The organism is Anaerococcus sp. Marseille-Q5996 (assembly GCF_946893725.1).
GTDB classification, from domain to species: Bacteria; Bacillota; Clostridia; order Tissierellales; family Peptoniphilaceae; genus Anaerococcus; species Anaerococcus martiniensis.
Genome location: NZ_CAMPPE010000001.1, coordinates 428,849 through 445,171 on the forward strand (window position 1 = coordinate 428,849; position 16,323 = coordinate 445,171).

The following is a 16,323-nucleotide window of genomic DNA, read 5'->3' on the forward strand; positions in this document are numbered from 1 at the left end:
GACTTAAATGGCAGATACAATTATTCAATCAACAGGACGTAGAAAATCCGCAGTTGCCAGAGTTACAATGAGACCAGGTAGCGGAAATATTGTAGTAAATGGTAGAAATATCGAAGAATATTTTGATTTTGAAACTTTAAGAATCGTTGCAAAATCACCACTTGCACTAACAGAAAATGAAAATAGCTTTGACATCAAAGTAAACGTAAACGGTGGTGGATACAACGGACAAGCAGGAGCTATCAGACACGCTATTGCTAGAGCCCTTCTTGAAGTAAACCCTGATTACAGACAAGCTCTAAAAAGAGCAGGATTTCTTACACGTGACCCACGTAAAAAAGAAAGATACAAACCAGGTCAAAAGAAAGCAAGAAAATCTTCACAATTCTCAAAGAGATAATATTACAGAAATTACAAGCACATATATTATATGTGCTTTTTTTATTTGAAATTTTAAAGGTATAATCATTTTTATGAATAATATAAACTACAATCTAGAAATGGAAAAAATAATAGATAAAAATCGAAAAGAAGGATTAAAACCAAAACTTTTAATGCAAGTATGCTGTGCTCCGTGCTCGACAACAGTTATGCATAGAATAAAAGATGATTTTGATATAGATATGTATTTTTACAATCCTATGATATATCCAAGGACAGAATTAGAAAAAAGAAGTGATTATGTTGGTGTCTTGGCCAAAAGAATCGGCATAGATGGCAAAGTAATTGTCCCAGAAAATGATGTAAGAGACTTTTATGATGTAGCAAAAAAAAGAAAAGACTCAGCTGAAGGTAGCGAGGCTTGCTATGATTGCTACAAGCTAAGGCTTAGAGAAACTGCGAAATATGCAAAAGAGCACGGCTATGATTATTTTTGTACAACACTTTCAATTTCTCCATACAAAAAATCTAAATGGATAAATGAAATTGGCAGGGAATTAGAAGAAGAATATGGAGTAAAATACTTATACTCCGACTTTAAAAAACGAAATGGCTACCAAATGTCCATTGAATTATCAAAAAAATATCAATTATATAGGCAGTCATACTGCGGTTGCGTATTTTCTTATAATGAAATGAAAGAACACAATGAAAAAATGAAAAATGATGACACAGGATTATAATCCTGTGTTTTTTTGTAAGAATTGGGTAATTGTATAATAGAAAAAATATGAGGCTTGTTTATGAATAATGTATCTTTAATCAAAAAAATAGAATATGAAGATGATTTATCAAAAACATATCCGGTGACCTTTGCTTTGGATCATGATTTTGATAGGTCAAAGGCAAAAAAATTTTTTAATGAAATTAAAGAACAATCATTACTTGCCCACGATAAAATAAATGTGGGCAATAATTCATTTACAGTCGAGATTTCACTAAAGAACATAGGCCAGATTACTAAAATCTTATTAAAAAATAATTTAGATTTTTATGGGGTATATGTTTTATATGACAATTTTTTAGAAATGAAAGAGGTATAAGAAATGAGCAATGTATTAGATTTACTAAATGAACAAATGAACTTTGAATATGAATCAGCTTATATTTATAAAGCAATGAGTGCATATACTGATGACCTAGACCTAGATGGTTTTACAAAATGGTTAGATATTCAAGTAGAAGAAGAAATCATGCATGGTGAAGGTATGAGAAAGTTCCTTCAATCTGTAGGTTACAAACCACACTATAAAGCAATTGCAGAACCAAAAGATGATTACTCCTCAGTACTTGAAGTATTAAAAACAGCCCTAGATCATGAAAAAGAAGTAACTAGAAGAATTATAGAAATTTCAAATGCAGCTCGTGAAGAAGATGCAAGAGTATTTTCATTTATCCAATGGTATATCGATGAGCAAGTAGAAGAAGAAGAAAACTTCACAAAAATGATTACAAGAATGGAAAGAGTTGGAGATGACTGGCACTCAATCTATATGCTTGACCAAGAATTAGGTCAAAGAGGACCAGCGGAATCACCAGATATTCCAAATGTAAATCTATGAAAGTAAAGCTTGAAAACTCAATTGCTAGATTAGAAGTAAATACAAATGGTGCCTACATCGACAATTTTGAAGTAAAAGGCAATCCAATATTTTTTCCAAAAGTAATGGTAAAAATTGGGGAACAATTAAAAATTCGCGGTGGAATGCATATTTGTGCTCCTAATTTTGGCCTTGATAATACATTAAAATCCCTTCCCTCTCATGGATTTGGAAGGGATTTGTTGTGGGAAGTTTTGGAGCAGAGGGAAGATTTTATAAAATTATCCCTAGATGGAGTCGATACTTATAAAGAGGTCAGATTTATTGTAAGCTATAAGCTAGATGGCCCAAATCTATTATTAAATTTAGAAATAGAAAATAATTCTAACGAAGAAAAACTAATTGCTCCAGGTTTTCACCCATATTTTTACGCTGATCATAGGCCGGTTACCATAAATGATAAAAATATAGATAAGGCTGATTTGCCAAAAAGTATTTATGAAAGGGGCCAAAATCAAAAATTTACTATAAATTCTAATGATGTTGAAATCTTAGGCTTAAAAAATATTAATAGATACGTCTTTTGGTCTGATTTTAAGGGAGATTATATTTGTATTGAGCCAACCTATAATGGCAATGCCTTTGAGGATGAAAAAAAAGAAATATATCAGTTAAAATCTAAAGAAATTTTTGAAATGGCTTGTGAAATTAAAGTACACTTTTAATATATTTAAAAGCTAAGTTAAATATACAATAGAATTGTTGATTTATTTAAAATTGTGGTATAATATTATTAGGATATTGAAATAGGATTTTAACTTATTTCGAAAGGGGAAAGATATGTTAACTACAATTTTTACATTTGCACTAGGTGCTTTTATATTTTCACTAGTCTTTAAAATTATTTTTGCTGTTATTGGCCTAGTAATAAAGATAGTTGGAAAAGCCTTATTATTGCCATTTTTATTAATTGGCGGCATACTTTTCCTACCACTAATTATTTTTGGACTAGGGATTGGACTTATAGTTCAGTTTTTACCAGTAATTTTAGCTGGTGGAGTTATCTATTTGGTCTACAAAAAGTTTTTTAATGATAAAGAGAAATATTGGTACAATTAAAAAGAACTGACTTTATTAGTCAGCTCTTTTTTTATTTCTTATTAAAGGCGTATTTTTCGATTGCTTCTGCAACTGCACCCTCTTCATTGTTTGATTTTGTTACAAAATCTGCCACTTCTTTTACCTGCAAGTGGGCATTTGCTACTGCTACACCAATACCTGCAGCCTCTATCATTGCTACATCATTATAATTATCACCAATTACTAAAGTATTTTCCATATCTATGCCATAATGGTCGCAAACTTTTCTTAAGGCTGTGGCCTTATTTACATTTTTTGCGTTTATTTCCATATACATATCAGAAGAATAAGCTATTTCACAACTATAATCTGTGATTGCTGCTACATCTACCTCTAATGAATGGAGGAAGTCTATATCATTATTTTTTATTAAGGCCTTTAATATGATTTTATCTTTTAAAAAATCGATATTTGTACCTTGGATTTCCTCAATACAGGTATCATTTGTGTAGGCGTTTGATTTTTCAATTGGGTCTAGATTTATAGCATACTTGCAATCTAAGGTGTATACAAAAAATTCTAAATTATTTTTGTAAGCATATTCAAAGACGTTTTTGGCATATTCAAATTCTAGTGGCAATGAGTCAACTATTTGTCTATCTTCTGCCTTTAGAGTGATTGCACCATTACAACAGATTATAAATCTATCTTCTTTTATGACTCCAGCTTGATCTGGAATTTCATTTAGTTCGTAAGGGCCTCTGCCTGTTGCAAGAATTACTTTCATGCCATTGTCTTCTGCTTTGGCAATTGCTTTTGTATTGATTTCTGGGACATTTTTTAAATTGTCCACCAAAGTTTCATCAATATCAGATGTTATCAGTTTTATCATAAATGCTCCTTATACAAATTATTCCCATTTGAGCAAAATTTATGACAATTATTTATTTTCTCTCAAAAATTCGATTATATCATCTGATTCGTATAGATATTCGCCATCGTGGTATAGGCATGGAATTTGTCTTTTTCCACCATTATCTATTAATTCACGCATTGCTTCGCGGTCTTGGTCTATATTTACAATTTCAATTTCTATATCATTTTCTTTCATAAAATTTTCTACTTTTTGGCAATAAGGGCAAATTGTCCCTACAAATAATTTATAATCATTCATTATTTTTTCTCCTTAAATTTATTTTCATATTATCTTCATTATGGTATATTATACTAATAGTAACAAAATTTTAAAGGTGGTAAGATGAAATCTAAAGTAATGAGTGTCATTAGGTTTTTCCTAATTCTTATAATCCTTGCTTGTATTGCGATTTTAGGAAAAAGACTACTAGATTACAGAACTAATGCAAATAATAACAAAGAACTAGCAAATGTGGTTAAAGAAGTTGAGTCAGAAATGCAGCATGAAAGCGATGATAATCCTGATCAAAACTCAAATATTGATCCATGGGAGCAAAAACGCCAACACTATTTAAAAGTAATGGATGCTCTTGCTCAAAAATATAACAATGATGACATAATTGGCTTTATAGATATTCCGGATGTGGGTATTTCCTATCCAATAGTTCAAGGACCTGATAATGATTTTTACCTTCGCCGTGGAATAAATAAAGAATATGACATTGCTGGGTCTATATTCATTGACATGAATAATAAACCAGATTTTAACGATGATAATACTGTAATTTATGGTCACCATTTGGAGATAAACTCAATGTTTACTCCACTTGACCAATATAGAAAACAAGAATTTGCAGAAAATCACACAACTATATATCTTGCAACAAAAACAGAATTACGTGAGTACCAAATATTCTCAGCATACGGAATTCCTGCAGACTATGCATACAGGACTCTTTATTTTACAAATAGAGATGATGTTGTTCCTTACTTTAATCAATTAAGAAGCAATTCTGAGGTAGTTATGCCAGATGTAACATTTAAGCCAGATGATCAAATCATCACACTTTCTACCTGCCAATACGATTATGCTGACCAAAGACTAGCTATCCATGCAGTTAGGGTTAAATAATGAGATATATTTTTGAAGAAAAAAACCAAATTGATATAAGTGAAGTTAGTGGAGGATTAGTTTTAAGACACGAATCATTCAACCCAACCCATATTTTTGAATGTGGCCAATGTTTTAATTTTAATATCGAAGAAGACGGCTCATATACGGCTGTTCACCTAGGAAGAATTATAAATGTCCTTCAAAAAGAAGACCATGTTCTAATTAGAAATGTTTCCCTAGATGAGTTTTATGAAATTTTTTATGATTACTTTGATCTTGGCACTGATTACAGTGCGATAAGAGAAAAATTATCAGAAAATGAAATTTTAAAAACAGCATCCGATTATGGCTATGGAATCAGGATTTTAAACCAAGAAATGTTTGAAACAGTTATTTCATTTATAATTTCAGCAAATAATGGAATCACTAGGATAAAAAATTCTATAAAAATCATTAGTGAAAGATATGGTGACTATATTGGCGAATATATGGGACGCAAATACTATGCATTTCCAAGACCAGAAGTTTTAGCAAAGGTAGACCCTTTAGAACTACGTGAATTTGCCAGAGTTGGTTTTCGTGATGTAAGAATAGTTGAAGCTAGCAAGATGGTTGCTGATGGATATTTAGATTTTGATATTGATCAGACATTATCAACTGAGGATTTAAAAGAAAAACTAATGCAAATGCCAGGAATTGGTCCAAAGGTTGCTGATTGCATTTTACTTTTTACCTACCATAGAAGAGAAACTTTCCCGGTAGATGTTTGGATAAAACGTGTAATGGAAACTCTTTTTATAGGCCATGAAGTGCCAAAAAAACTGGTGGATGACTATGCAAGAGAATATTTTGGAAAGCTAGCTGGCTATGCTCAACAATATTTATTTTATTACGGACGAGAAGAAAAAATAGGAAAATAACCTTAAGTAAAGCTTAGGGTTATTTTTTTGGATATATTTAAAGTTGTATAATATATTTAAGGAGCTTTATATATGGAAAATTTAGAGAAAATTAAAGATCAAACTAGAAATGCTATCGATGAATTTATTATAGAGGCAGATTTAGAAGAAAATGACATCCTAGTTTTAGGTGGATCAACTAGTGAAATTAATGGCGGATCTATAGGAAAAGATTCTAGCTTAGAAATCGGAAATGCAGTAATAGAAACGGTATTAGAAATTCTAGATGAAAAAAATATAAAACTTGCTGTCCAATGCTGCGAGCATATAAATCGTGCCATAGTCATTGAAAAAGAAGTAGCTTTAAAAAACAACTTTGAAATTGTATCGGTAGTTCCTGCCCTAAATGCAGGTGGGGCAATGAGTGTGGCTGCCTTTAGTCAAATGAAAAATCCAGTTGTAATTGAACATGTAATAGCAAAAGCAGGCATTGACATTGGTGATACAGAAATCGGTATGCATGTAAAATTTGTCCAAGTACCTCTTAGACTAGCAGAAAAGTACATAGGCAAGGCAAGAGTAACAGCCTTAAAATCTCGTTCAAAATTAATTGGAGGTGCCCGTGCTATATATGAATAATATCCTTGTTATTTATAATTAATCTTGTATAGTACTTTAGGCTAAAATAGAGAAAAGAGGGTTAATGATGGAAAATTATGATGTTATAGTAGTTGGCGCTGGAGCCGCTGGGGCTTTTATGGCCTACGAATTTAAAAAACTAAATACTGACAAAAAAGTTTTGGTAATAGATGGGGGTAGACAAGTAGCAAATAGATCTTGTCCAATCACAGAAGGAAAAGTTGACCACTGCATCCACTGCAATCCTTGCAATATTATGTATGGTTTTGGAGGAGCAGGTACACTTTCCGACGGAAAATACAATATTACAACCAATTTTGGCGGAGATTTACACGAGTACATAGGCGAAAAAAAGGCCATGGATCTAATGGAATATGTGGATTCAGTTTTGATGGATTTTGATGGTGGAGAATTAGAATTATATTCTACAGACAAGAATGATTTGAAAACCAAGTGTCTCCAACACGATTTGCACCTATTAGATGCAAAAGTTCGTCACTTTGGTACTGAAAGAAATAAAATCATTCTTCAAAAAATCTATGACTACGTAAAAGATGAAATAGACTTTAAATTTAAAACTATGGTTACTGAAGTTTCTTATGAAAATGAGATTTATACTTTAAAAACAAATGATGGAGAAACTTATACCTGCAAGGACTTGGTGCTTGCAGCGGGTCGTTCAGGGTCAAAATGGATTTCAAAAATTTGCGACCAATTTGAAGTCCCTACTCGCAAAAACCGTGTAGACATTGGTGTGCGTGTTGAAGTTCCAGCAGAAGTTTTTAAACACATCACAGATGATGTTTATGAAGCAAAAATAATGTATCAAACCAAACAATATAACGATGTAGTTCGTACATTTTGTATGAATCCTTATGGCCAAGTAGTTGTTGAAAATACAAATGGAATCCAAACTGTAAATGGTCACTCATTTACAGATCCTAATCTTCAATCACCAAACACAAACTTCGCACTTTTAGTAACCAACAAATTTACAGAACCATTTGAAGATTCAAATGAATATGGTGAATCAATTGCTAGACTTTCAAATATGCTAGGTGGTGGAGTATTGATGCAAAGATTTGGAGATTTAGTAAAAGGGCGTCGTTCATCAGAAAGACGCATGGCAAAATCATTTACAAAACCAACCTTAAATGCAACTGCTGGTGATCTTTCACTAGTAATGCCAAAAAGACAGCTAGATGATATTATCGAAATGATTTATCAATTAGATAAGATTGCCCCAGGTATGGCAAATGATGACACACTTTTATATGGTATAGAAGTTAAATTCTACAATTCAGTTGTGGATGTGGACAGCAATTTTGAAACAAGCCAAGAAGGCCTTTACTGCCTAGGAGATGGTTCAGGAGTGACCCACTCACTTTCTCAAGCATCAGCTTCTGGCGTAGAAATGGCTAGGATTTTAAATTCTAGGGCTTAAAATGAAATATTTTTACGAACAAATTTCAAAAAAAGATGGCATAATTTTAAGGGGAGTAATAAACACTCCTGATGACTTTGACCCGACCAAAAAATACGCAACGGTAATTTTCTACCACGGTTTTGGTGGCGACCGCAATGGAAGCGCTTGGTTTCGCGGGCAAAATTCAAAATATTTAACTGATAGGGGATATATAACATTTCGCTTTGATTTTTCTGGAACAAATGAATCCGACGGCGACTTTTATGACATGACAGTAAGCCGTAAAGAAGAAGAAGCTATAATGATTTATGATTTTACAAGGCTACGTAAATTTGTAGATAGAAGCAGAATTTACCTAGTAGGGCATTCGTTGGGTGGAGTTATTTCTACCCTGATTGCCCCAAAAGTAAATCCAAAAGCCATGGTACTTTTAGCTCCTGCCAGCGATATGAATAATCCTGAGTACCTAAAAATAGCAGGAATGACCTATTTTGATCCAAAAACTGATAAGCAAAATTTGGATAAAATCGAAATGGCAAAAAAACTAAGAGAAACCCAGGATGTAGATATAGGCGGAGTAAAACTTCACAAAGGATTTTTGCTAGACTTTTTGCCAAAGGATATTTATGGCGAGGCCAGCAAATATAAGGGCAATGTTTTGATTTTGCGTGGGACCCAGGATGATTTGGTATTTAATGATGCCAATGAAAAACTTCAAAAAGCCTATAATCATGCAAAATATGAGCAGATAATAGATGCTGATCATTCCTTTAAAAACTTTGACCATAGGCAGATAGTTTTTGAAAAAATGTATAATTTTTTAGAAGAGAACCAATAATTTACCACCTAAGGGTGGTTTTTTATTGTTAATGACCAAAATACCTTAAAAATCAAGATGAAATATTAGTTTTTAAAGTTATAATAAAAGTATGACTAAATTTTTGATTACAACTAGTTTCGGTCTTGAAGCCCTTGTTAAAAGACAACTTTTGGACATGGGATATGAAGATTTTGAAGTTAGTGATGGGATGATTAGCTTAAATGCTAATTTATCTGATATTTCAAAACTAAATATAAATTTACGACAGGCAGATAGGGTATATCTTGTTGTTGATGAATTTATGGCAAATGACTTTGACCAGCTTTTTGAAGGGGTGAAGAAAATCTCTTGGCCTGATTACTTGGCTAAGGATAGCAATTTTATGGTGGCTGCTAGGACTCATAAGTCAAAATTATTTTCTGTTCCTAGCATTCAATCTGTCACAGAAAAAGCTATTGTCGATTCAATGAGAAAAAGATTCAATATCAAGCACTTTGATAAATCTGGCCATAGGGTTCAAATTGAGGTAATGCTTAAAAATGACATTGCTACAATTGCAATTGATACTTCTGGAGAAGGTCTTCATAAGCGTGGTTACCGCGAAGAAAGTGTAAAAGCACCGCTTCGTGAAAACTTGGCAGCAGCCCTTGTGGACTTATCTTTTTATAATCCTGATAGGTTTTTGTTTGATGGGTTTTGCGGCTCTGGAACTATTTTGATAGAAGCTGCTAGAAAGGCTCGCAATATTGCTCCTGGCATAGACCGTAATTTTGATTTTGAAAACTTTATTTTCATTGACAAAGACCAACATAAACTGACCAAAAAACAAGCCTTGGAAGTAATTGATTATGACAAAAAATTAAACTTGCTAGGTTCAGATATTTCTGGTAGAGCAATTTCCCTTGCCAAAAACAATGCCATAAATGCTGGTGTTGGTGAGGATATTTCATTTCTGACTCGAGATTTTTCAAATGTTGCTATTAAGGATGATTTTGGGATTATGATTTCAAATCCTCCTTATGGAGAGAGATTATCTAACATTGATACAGATGAGATTTATGCAAAAATAAATGACAAATTTAAAAACAAAGACACTTGGTCCTTGTATTTTATTAGCAGTGATGAAAAATTTGATCAAAAATTTAAGAGAAAACTTTCAAAAAAGAGAAAATTATATAACGGTGGAGAAAAAGTAGATTTTTACCAATATTACGGAAAGAAACCTGATAAAAATGGAGGAAATAATTGACTGCAAGGAAAGAAAACACTGACGGGAAAAGAATAGCTATTCTGATTCTATCTGTTATTGTGGCTATTTATCTAATTGGAACTGTAATTTTTTCATATATTGCCCTGCCAGGGACAATTTTAAATGGCAAGGACATCTCATATGCTTCTAAAAAAGAAGCTTTGGCAGCAGCGCCGGATGATTTTGGATTAAAAGTTACAGGACGTGATGGCAGAGAACTAACTATAAATCCTAAAGACATTGACTACACTGCTGAGTTGCCTAAAGATGCAAAAATAGATCAAAATCCATTTGCATGGCCAGGTGCAGTGATGAATAAAAAAGAGCAAGATTATAACTTTGACTACAAAGTTCACTATAATCAAGAAAAACTAAATAAAAAAATTGATGATTCAAATTTAATGAATGGTATTACTGAGCCTCAAGATGCAAAAATTGCCATAAAAAATGGTGAATTTGTAATTGATAAAGAGGTTGAGGGTAACAAAATCGATAAGGAAAAACTTAAAAAATCAATTATCGATAGTATAAATACCAAAAATAAAGAAGTAACTTTGGATAATAACTATTACTTTGCACCTGAAGTAAAAAGCAATGATCCTGAATTACAAAAAATTATAGAAGATGCTGACCATATCAAGGATATGACAATTTCATTTAACTTTAATGGCTTTGATTTCAAACTAGAAGGTGATTCTTTATTAGAATTATTTGATATGAATGAACATGGTCTTGAATTAAACTATGACAAAGTCCATGAATACGTAAAATATCTAGCAAGTGAAACTGATACTTATGGGAAAAATCGTAAATTTAATGCTACTGGCATTGGTGAAATAGTTGTTGGACCTGGAGTTTATGGTTTTAGATTAGATATTGATGGAATGATTGATAAAATTTATGAACAAATTAATTCTAGAAAAAGTGGAGATATAGAGCCAGTTTATGCAAATATTGCTTATGTAAGAACAGAAACTGGTGAAGATATTGGTGATACTTATGTAGAAGTAGATATTTCTCGCCAACATATGTGGTTTTACAAAAATGGTGAGTTAATTTTAGAATCTGATTTAGTATCAGGAAGACCGGTTGATGGCTGGGCAAGTAATGTTGGTGTAGGACAAATTTTAAATAAGGCTGCAAATACCAAGCTAAAAGGATTAAACTTTGACGGAGTAACAGAATATGAAACTCCGGTTGACTATTGGATGCCAATTGGATGGGATGGAGAAGGATTCCATGATGCACCATGGCGTGGAGCCTTTGGTGGAGAACTTTATGTGCAAAATGGATCTCATGGTTGCTACAACCTACCACCATCAGTTGCAAAAGCTTTATTTGAAAATGTTGATTATGTAACACCAGTTATAGTTTACGAATCAAGCACTAACAATTCGCCAGCTATGGCTTATTAAGAGAGAATATGATAAAAATTGAAAATCTAAGTTATGCTTATTCAACAAGTGAGGATGAACAAAGCCATTTTGCTCTAAGAGGACTTGATCTTGACATAAATAAAGGAGATTTTGTTGCCGTACTAGGACACAATGGCTCTGGTAAATCCACTCTGGGAAAACTTATGAATGCGCAAATTTTCCCGACAGAGGGTAATATTTGGATAGACGACTTAAATACAAATGATGAAAATTTAATATGGGATGTAAGGGGCAAATGCTCCATGGTTTTCCAAAACCCTGATAACCAGATGGTTGCAACTACTGTTGAAGAAGAAGTGGCCTTTGGTGTAGAAAATTTACGAATCCCAAACCCAGAGCTGCGTGAAAGAGTCGATAATGCCATAGAATTAGTTGGCATGAGTGATTTTAAGACTAGAAACCCAGCTTCTCTTTCAGGTGGGCAAAAACAAAGAGTTTCCATAGCTGGTGTTATTGCAATGATGAGTGATTATATCATCTTTGATGAACCAACAGCTATGCTTGATCCTCAGGGTAGAAAAGATGTTATAAAACTTGTTGAAGACCTAAATAAAAATTATGGCAAGACAATTATTTATATAACCCATTATATGGAAGAGGCTATAATTGCTGATAAAATAGTGGTTTTGGACAAGGGTCAAAAAGCCCTTGAGGGTTCAGCGCGTGAGGTCTTTTCTAAGGTAGATCAAATGAAATACCTAGGTCTTTCTGTACCCCAAGTAACAGAGGTAGCCTACGAACTTAGACAAAAAGGTGTAAAGTTTGATAGACTACCATTGAGTATTGATGAATTTTTGGAGAGCATATGAACTTAGATATAAAAAATGTTGATTTTATTTACAATCAAGAGTTACCGTCTGAAGTATATGCTCTAAAAGATATCAATCTTCATATAGGAAACCATGAGATAATAGGCCTAATAGGGCAAACAGGATCGGGAAAATCAACCCTGGTCCAATTATTAAATGGACTTCTAATTCCAACAAATGGAGATGTTATTGTTGATGGTATTAGTACAAAAGATAAGGAAAAACGTAGGGACATTAGATTTAAGGTGGGTCTAGTATTTCAATATCCAGAACACCAACTTTTTGAAGAATCTATTGCAAAAGACATTGCCTTTGGTCCTACAAATATGAAATTAACTGAAGAAGAGGTTGATATAAGGGTGAAAGAGGCAATGGCAAAAGTTGGCCTTGATTATGAAAAATATAAGGACGTATCGCCTTTTGAAATCTCTGGAGGCCAGCAAAGAAGAGTTGCAGTTGCAGGTATTATTTCAATGAATCCTAAGGTTTTGGTTTTAGATGAGCTGACAGCAGGGCTTGATCCAGTGGGTCGTGAAGAAATTTTTGAAGAAATTATTAATATTTATAATAATGACCCAGAACTGACAATCGTCTTAGTAAGCCATTCCATGGAAGATGTGGCAGAGTATGTAGATAGGGTTATTGTTATGAACAAGGGACAAATATATAGCGATGCTTCAACTTATGATACATTTACCAAGGTGGATTTAGAAAAAATTGGCCTAGATGTTCCTCAAATTTCAAAATTTATGAAAGCTTATAAGGAAAAGGGCCATGATGTACGTGATGACATCTACACAATAGAAGATGCAGTAAAGGAACTTAGCAGATATTTAGGAGCAGCCAATGAATAGAGTAACAATTGGTCAATATTTACCCTTTGATACCTTTATACATAGGCTAGATCCTAGGGTAAAGCTTATTGGAGTATTTGCATATATAATTACAGTATTTTTTGTAGAAGATTTTGTAAGTTTCATTCCCTTTGCCTTATTACTTGTGGCCATGCTTTTTATTGCCAAAATCCCTATTAAATCTGTTTTTAAATCCCTAAAACCCCTACTATTTATTATCATAGTAACTGCGCTTATAAATTTATTTACAGCTCCGGGCAATGTGATTTTTAATATTGGTCCACTAACTATTACTGATGAAGGGGTCTATAGAACTCTTTTTACAGTTATCAGACTAATATTAATTATTCTTACAACATCTATTTTAACTTACACAACAAGTCCCATGGAACTTACAGATGGTTTAGAAAAATTATTTTCACCCCTAAAAAGATTTGGTTTTCCGGCAGGAGAACTTGCTATGATGATTAGTATCTCTCTAAGATTTATCCCAACCTTATTTGAAGAAGCAAATAAAATTAGAATGGCTCAAATGGCTAGAGGGGCAGATTTTGAATCGGGAAATATTATAAATCGTGCTACAGCTATGATTCCACTTCTAGTACCACTTTTTATAAATTCCTTTAAAAGATCGGATGAATTAGCAACAGCCATGGAAGCTAGGATGTATAGGATAGGGGAAGAACGCACAAAATTAAATGAGATTTTTATGGATAAAACAGACTATATTACCTTATTCTCGTTTTTAGGATTTTGTGCACTGATAATACTTAAAAAATATTTATGGTAAAAAATATACTTTTAAAAATTGGCTATGATGGGACAAATTTTCATGGTTTTCAGTACCAAGAAGATCTTAGAAATATAGAAACTGAAGTAAAAAAAGCCGTTCACAAAGTAACAAATGAAAATAATCGCATAATTGCAGCGGGCAGGACTGATGCAGGAGTCCATGCCTATGCTCAATATGTAAATTTTCTTACAGCAACAAATATAAATCCAAAGGCCTTTAAATTTCATATTGAACCTCACTTGCCAGATGATATAATTTCTATAGAATCAAAAGAAGTAGACTTGGGTTTTCATGCTAGATTTGCTGCAAAAACAAAAACCTACCAGTACCTTATTTGTAGGGATAAAATGATGCATCCTATTTATAGAAATTATATGGAGCAAGTTACATATCCCTTGGATTTGGAAAAACTTCAAAAGGGACTTGGTATATTAAAAGGCGAACATGATTTTAAGGCCTTTATGCGAGTGGATAAGGACTTAGAAATCAATACAGTCCGTACAATAGATGATGCTTACTTTGTAGAAAATGAAAATAAAGTAGAAATTTATTTTAAGGCCAATAGTTTTTTGCACAATCAAGTAAGGATAATGTCCGGGGCTCTGATTGAGCTAGCCCGTGGCAAAATATCCCTTGAAGAATTTGAAAGTTTTTTTGATCCAGCAAATACAAAAAAGGCAAATCCAGCCCTTTCTGCAAGTGGACTATATTTATGGAGTATAGATTATGAGTAAAACAAAGACAAAAAAATCTGATTTTATAAAAGAATTTAAGGCCTTTGTCTTAATTTTTATGGTAGTATTTGGTTTTTTTAATATAGGCTATGAAAAATTAATATACTTTATGATTGTAGCAAGTGTTTTGCTTTTTGCAGCAGTGATTTATATAAAGGAAAATGATTTGACCTTTACCAAAAACTTGCTCAATATAATTATAGCTTTCTATAATATAATTACTTTATTTTTTATGGTACAATATTTTATAGGCGGCATAGAGGAAAATAGAGTTTTTGAAGTATTATTAAAACCATTTTATGATGGAGAAATATTTAATATTGCTTCTATTATTTGGGTTTTTATCCTGACTTTATTTTTACAAATGCTACAATTCAACTCAAATAGACCTAGTGGGGAAAACTATGGAAGATAATAATCAAAAAATAAAAGATGAAGAGCTTTATGATCCTGAGCTTGAAGAAATTTTAGATGAAGAAAATAAAAGACCGGGAAAAAGAAAAAAAAGATATAAGAGACTAAATCCAAAAAAATTATTAATAGCTTTGCTTTTAGTAATCTTGCTAGCAGGAGCTCTTTACTATATAAATAAAAATCAAAATACAGCTAACAAGGAAATACAAACAGCAGAATCTATTGACCAAAATTCTTACAATGGATCTACAATCATGAGAGTAGATTTAAATCAAATTAACAAAATCAATATTGATTTAAAAACTGCTGATGTTCGTATTCAACGTTCAAATACCAATCCTTATATCGAATACACCCGCCTTTATAGGGGAGATGAGGATGAATACACTATCGACGTTTCCTACGAAAATGGTGTTTTAAATCTAAAATCAAACATCAAGGGTAGGGAATTAAATATGAAAAATAAGGTACAAATCCTTAGAATTTTCTTACCGATGGATAAAAATCTTGAAGAAATCAAAGCAAATATCGATGCTGGAGATGTAAAAATAACTGACCTTGAGGTTAGAAATCTAGATTTAAATGTTAGATCAGGTCATATTAGCTTTGAAAATTCATTTTTCGGTGGAAGTGTGACAAATGAAGCTGGTGACATCAAACTAGATAAGTCTGAACTATTAAATACAAAACTTACAACAAATGCTGGTGATATTATCATTAATGAAAGTAAGCTAGGTAACAGATCAGACTTTACAACCCAAACTGGCGATATAATTATAGGATCCCAAGACAGCGTTGATAATTACAATGTCAAAGCAAATCTTGAAGTTGGAAACTTTGTTCTAGGCAATATATCTTATAGAAATATAAAAGATGGTTTTAGCAAAAATAATAAGGCCCAAAAAGACATTAGCCTAAAAACAAAAGTTGGAGATATAACCTTCAATAAGGGAGAAGGGGCAATTCTTGAAGAAGAAGAATATATCACCAATCAAACACCAACTGATGATGATGAAGAAGACCAAACAAATACAGAAGAAGATGAAAATGAGGATGAGCCTACTGAGGAAACTGATGCTGAAGTTTCTGAGGAAAATCTAGAAGGAGAAACGGCTGATCCAAACCAAGGAAATAATAATTAAGTTCATTTGAGCTTAAT

Annotated in this window: 21 protein-coding genes; 19 read left to right on the forward strand and 2 right to left on the reverse strand. The window is 32.6% G+C overall.

Annotated elements, in window-relative coordinates:
* Positions 1-7: 7 nt before the first annotated feature.
* From rpsI to OC526_RS02040, 6 genes are all read left to right on the forward strand, one after another.
* A complete protein-coding gene (gene rpsI / locus OC526_RS02015) occupies positions 8-400 on the forward strand; it encodes a 30S ribosomal protein S9 (protein ID WP_262121815.1) in 393 nt (130 codons plus the stop codon).
* A gap of 73 nt (positions 401-473) precedes the next feature.
* Positions 474-1,124, forward strand: coding sequence for an epoxyqueuosine reductase QueH (locus OC526_RS02020; protein WP_262121817.1), 651 nt, complete (start codon positions 474-476; stop codon positions 1,122-1,124).
* 60 nt (positions 1,125-1,184) lie between these two features.
* Positions 1,185-1,484 carry a hypothetical protein gene (locus tag OC526_RS02025; protein WP_262121819.1) on the forward strand — a complete coding sequence of 100 codons (300 nt, stop codon included), beginning with the start codon at positions 1,185-1,187 and terminating at the stop codon, positions 1,482-1,484.
* 3 nt (positions 1,485-1,487) lie between these two features.
* Positions 1,488-2,003 (forward strand): ferritin, encoded by a 516-nt coding sequence (locus OC526_RS02030; RefSeq protein ID WP_262121821.1) that lies wholly within the window; start codon positions 1,488-1,490, stop codon positions 2,001-2,003.
* Positions 2,000-2,707: an aldose epimerase gene (locus OC526_RS02035; protein WP_262121824.1), complete on the forward strand. Its 708-nt coding sequence runs from the start codon at positions 2,000-2,002 to the stop codon at positions 2,705-2,707. Before OC526_RS02030 ends, OC526_RS02035 begins: the two co-directional genes overlap by 4 nt.
* A gap of 115 nt (positions 2,708-2,822) precedes the next feature.
* Complete coding sequence (locus OC526_RS02040) at positions 2,823-3,101, forward strand: hypothetical protein (protein WP_262121827.1); 279 nt, start codon at positions 2,823-2,825, stop codon at positions 3,099-3,101.
* 31 nt (positions 3,102-3,132) lie between these two features.
* Here OC526_RS02040 and OC526_RS02045 read toward each other — a convergent pair whose 3' ends face one another.
* The gene (locus OC526_RS02045) at positions 3,133-3,954 is read right to left on the reverse strand and encodes an HAD family hydrolase (protein WP_262121829.1); all 822 of its coding nucleotides are present in this window, start codon (positions 3,952-3,954) and stop codon (positions 3,133-3,135) included.
* A gap of 48 nt (positions 3,955-4,002) precedes the next feature.
* Positions 4,003-4,236 carry a glutaredoxin family protein gene (locus OC526_RS02050; protein ID WP_262121831.1) on the reverse strand — a complete coding sequence of 78 codons (234 nt, stop codon included), beginning with the start codon at positions 4,234-4,236 and terminating at the stop codon, positions 4,003-4,005.
* 84 nt (positions 4,237-4,320) lie between these two features.
* Here OC526_RS02050 and srtB point away from each other — a divergent pair, with 84 nt between their 5' ends.
* The 13 genes from srtB to OC526_RS02115 all read left to right on the forward strand — a co-directional run bounded on the left by srtB (position 4,321) and on the right by OC526_RS02115 (position 16,306).
* A complete protein-coding gene (srtB, locus tag OC526_RS02055; RefSeq protein ID WP_262121833.1) occupies positions 4,321-5,109 on the forward strand; it encodes a class B sortase in 789 nt (262 codons plus the stop codon).
* Positions 5,106-6,011 carry a DNA-3-methyladenine glycosylase family protein gene (locus OC526_RS02060; RefSeq protein WP_410050264.1) on the forward strand — a complete coding sequence of 302 codons (906 nt, stop codon included), beginning with the start codon at positions 5,106-5,108 and terminating at the stop codon, positions 6,009-6,011. Before srtB ends, OC526_RS02060 begins: the two co-directional genes overlap by 4 nt.
* A gap of 72 nt (positions 6,012-6,083) precedes the next feature.
* A complete protein-coding gene (locus OC526_RS02065) occupies positions 6,084-6,629 on the forward strand; it encodes a TIGR01440 family protein (protein ID WP_262121838.1) in 546 nt (181 codons plus the stop codon).
* Positions 6,630-6,696: 67 nt separating this feature from the next.
* Positions 6,697-8,073 carry an NAD(P)/FAD-dependent oxidoreductase gene (locus OC526_RS02070; RefSeq protein ID WP_262121972.1) on the forward strand — a complete coding sequence of 459 codons (1,377 nt, stop codon included), beginning with the start codon at positions 6,697-6,699 and terminating at the stop codon, positions 8,071-8,073.
* A 1-nt stretch (position 8,074) separates the two neighbouring features.
* A complete protein-coding gene (locus tag OC526_RS02075) occupies positions 8,075-8,893 on the forward strand; it encodes an alpha/beta hydrolase family protein (RefSeq protein WP_262121840.1) in 819 nt (272 codons plus the stop codon).
* 91 nt (positions 8,894-8,984) lie between these two features.
* Complete coding sequence (locus OC526_RS02080) at positions 8,985-10,124, forward strand: class I SAM-dependent RNA methyltransferase (RefSeq protein ID WP_262121842.1); 1,140 nt, start codon at positions 8,985-8,987, stop codon at positions 10,122-10,124.
* A complete protein-coding gene (locus OC526_RS02085; protein ID WP_262121844.1) occupies positions 10,121-11,539 on the forward strand; it encodes a L,D-transpeptidase/peptidoglycan binding protein in 1,419 nt (472 codons plus the stop codon). The genes OC526_RS02080 and OC526_RS02085 overlap by 4 nt, the downstream gene beginning before the upstream one ends.
* An 8-nt stretch (positions 11,540-11,547) precedes the next feature.
* Positions 11,548-12,369, forward strand: coding sequence for an energy-coupling factor transporter ATPase (locus tag OC526_RS02090; protein WP_262121845.1), 822 nt, complete (start codon positions 11,548-11,550; stop codon positions 12,367-12,369).
* Positions 12,366-13,223, forward strand: coding sequence for an energy-coupling factor transporter ATPase (locus OC526_RS02095; RefSeq protein WP_262121848.1), 858 nt, complete (start codon positions 12,366-12,368; stop codon positions 13,221-13,223). Before OC526_RS02090 ends, OC526_RS02095 begins: the two co-directional genes overlap by 4 nt.
* Positions 13,216-14,013: an energy-coupling factor transporter transmembrane component T family protein gene (locus OC526_RS02100; protein ID WP_262121850.1), complete on the forward strand. Its 798-nt coding sequence runs from the start codon at positions 13,216-13,218 to the stop codon at positions 14,011-14,013. The genes OC526_RS02095 and OC526_RS02100 overlap by 8 nt, the downstream gene beginning before the upstream one ends.
* Complete coding sequence (truA, locus tag OC526_RS02105) at positions 14,007-14,750, forward strand: tRNA pseudouridine(38-40) synthase TruA (RefSeq protein WP_262121851.1); 744 nt, start codon at positions 14,007-14,009, stop codon at positions 14,748-14,750. The genes OC526_RS02100 and truA overlap by 7 nt, the downstream gene beginning before the upstream one ends.
* On the forward strand, positions 14,743-15,165 hold the full coding sequence (locus tag OC526_RS02110; protein WP_262121853.1) for a hypothetical protein: 423 nt from the start codon (positions 14,743-14,745) through the stop codon (positions 15,163-15,165). The genes truA and OC526_RS02110 overlap by 8 nt, the downstream gene beginning before the upstream one ends.
* A complete protein-coding gene (locus OC526_RS02115) occupies positions 15,155-16,306 on the forward strand; it encodes a DUF4097 domain-containing protein (RefSeq protein WP_262121854.1) in 1,152 nt (383 codons plus the stop codon). The genes OC526_RS02110 and OC526_RS02115 overlap by 11 nt, the downstream gene beginning before the upstream one ends.
* Positions 16,307-16,323: the final 17 nt, after the last annotated feature.

Bases quoted from the DNA above. Each gene is read 5' to 3' on its own strand.
- rpsI (WP_262121815.1), top strand. From the start codon at position 8: ATGGCAGATACAATTATTCAATCAACAGGACGTAGAAAATCCGCAGTT.
- OC526_RS02020 (WP_262121817.1), top strand. From the start codon at position 474: ATGAATAATATAAACTACAATCTAGAAATGGAAAAAATAATAGATAAA.
- OC526_RS02025 (WP_262121819.1), top strand. From the start codon at position 1,185: ATGAATAATGTATCTTTAATCAAAAAAATAGAATATGAAGATGATTTA.
- OC526_RS02030 (WP_262121821.1), top strand. From the start codon at position 1,488: ATGAGCAATGTATTAGATTTACTAAATGAACAAATGAACTTTGAATAT.
- OC526_RS02035 (WP_262121824.1), top strand. From the start codon at position 2,000: ATGAAAGTAAAGCTTGAAAACTCAATTGCTAGATTAGAAGTAAATACA.
- OC526_RS02040 (WP_262121827.1), top strand. From the start codon at position 2,823: ATGTTAACTACAATTTTTACATTTGCACTAGGTGCTTTTATATTTTCA.
- OC526_RS02045 (WP_262121829.1), bottom strand. From the start codon at position 3,954: ATGATAAAACTGATAACATCTGATATTGATGAAACTTTGGTGGACAAT.
- OC526_RS02050 (WP_262121831.1), bottom strand. From the start codon at position 4,236: ATGAATGATTATAAATTATTTGTAGGGACAATTTGCCCTTATTGCCAA.
- srtB (WP_262121833.1), top strand. From the start codon at position 4,321: ATGAAATCTAAAGTAATGAGTGTCATTAGGTTTTTCCTAATTCTTATA.
- OC526_RS02065 (WP_262121838.1), top strand. From the start codon at position 6,084: ATGGAAAATTTAGAGAAAATTAAAGATCAAACTAGAAATGCTATCGAT.
- OC526_RS02070 (WP_262121972.1), top strand. From the start codon at position 6,697: ATGGAAAATTATGATGTTATAGTAGTTGGCGCTGGAGCCGCTGGGGCT.
- OC526_RS02075 (WP_262121840.1), top strand. From the start codon at position 8,075: ATGAAATATTTTTACGAACAAATTTCAAAAAAAGATGGCATAATTTTA.
- OC526_RS02080 (WP_262121842.1), top strand. From the start codon at position 8,985: ATGACTAAATTTTTGATTACAACTAGTTTCGGTCTTGAAGCCCTTGTT.
- OC526_RS02090 (WP_262121845.1), top strand. From the start codon at position 11,548: ATGATAAAAATTGAAAATCTAAGTTATGCTTATTCAACAAGTGAGGAT.
- OC526_RS02095 (WP_262121848.1), top strand. From the start codon at position 12,366: ATGAACTTAGATATAAAAAATGTTGATTTTATTTACAATCAAGAGTTA.
- OC526_RS02100 (WP_262121850.1), top strand. From the start codon at position 13,216: ATGAATAGAGTAACAATTGGTCAATATTTACCCTTTGATACCTTTATA.
- truA (WP_262121851.1), top strand. From the start codon at position 14,007: ATGGTAAAAAATATACTTTTAAAAATTGGCTATGATGGGACAAATTTT.
- OC526_RS02110 (WP_262121853.1), top strand. From the start codon at position 14,743: ATGAGTAAAACAAAGACAAAAAAATCTGATTTTATAAAAGAATTTAAG.
- OC526_RS02115 (WP_262121854.1), top strand. From the start codon at position 15,155: ATGGAAGATAATAATCAAAAAATAAAAGATGAAGAGCTTTATGATCCT.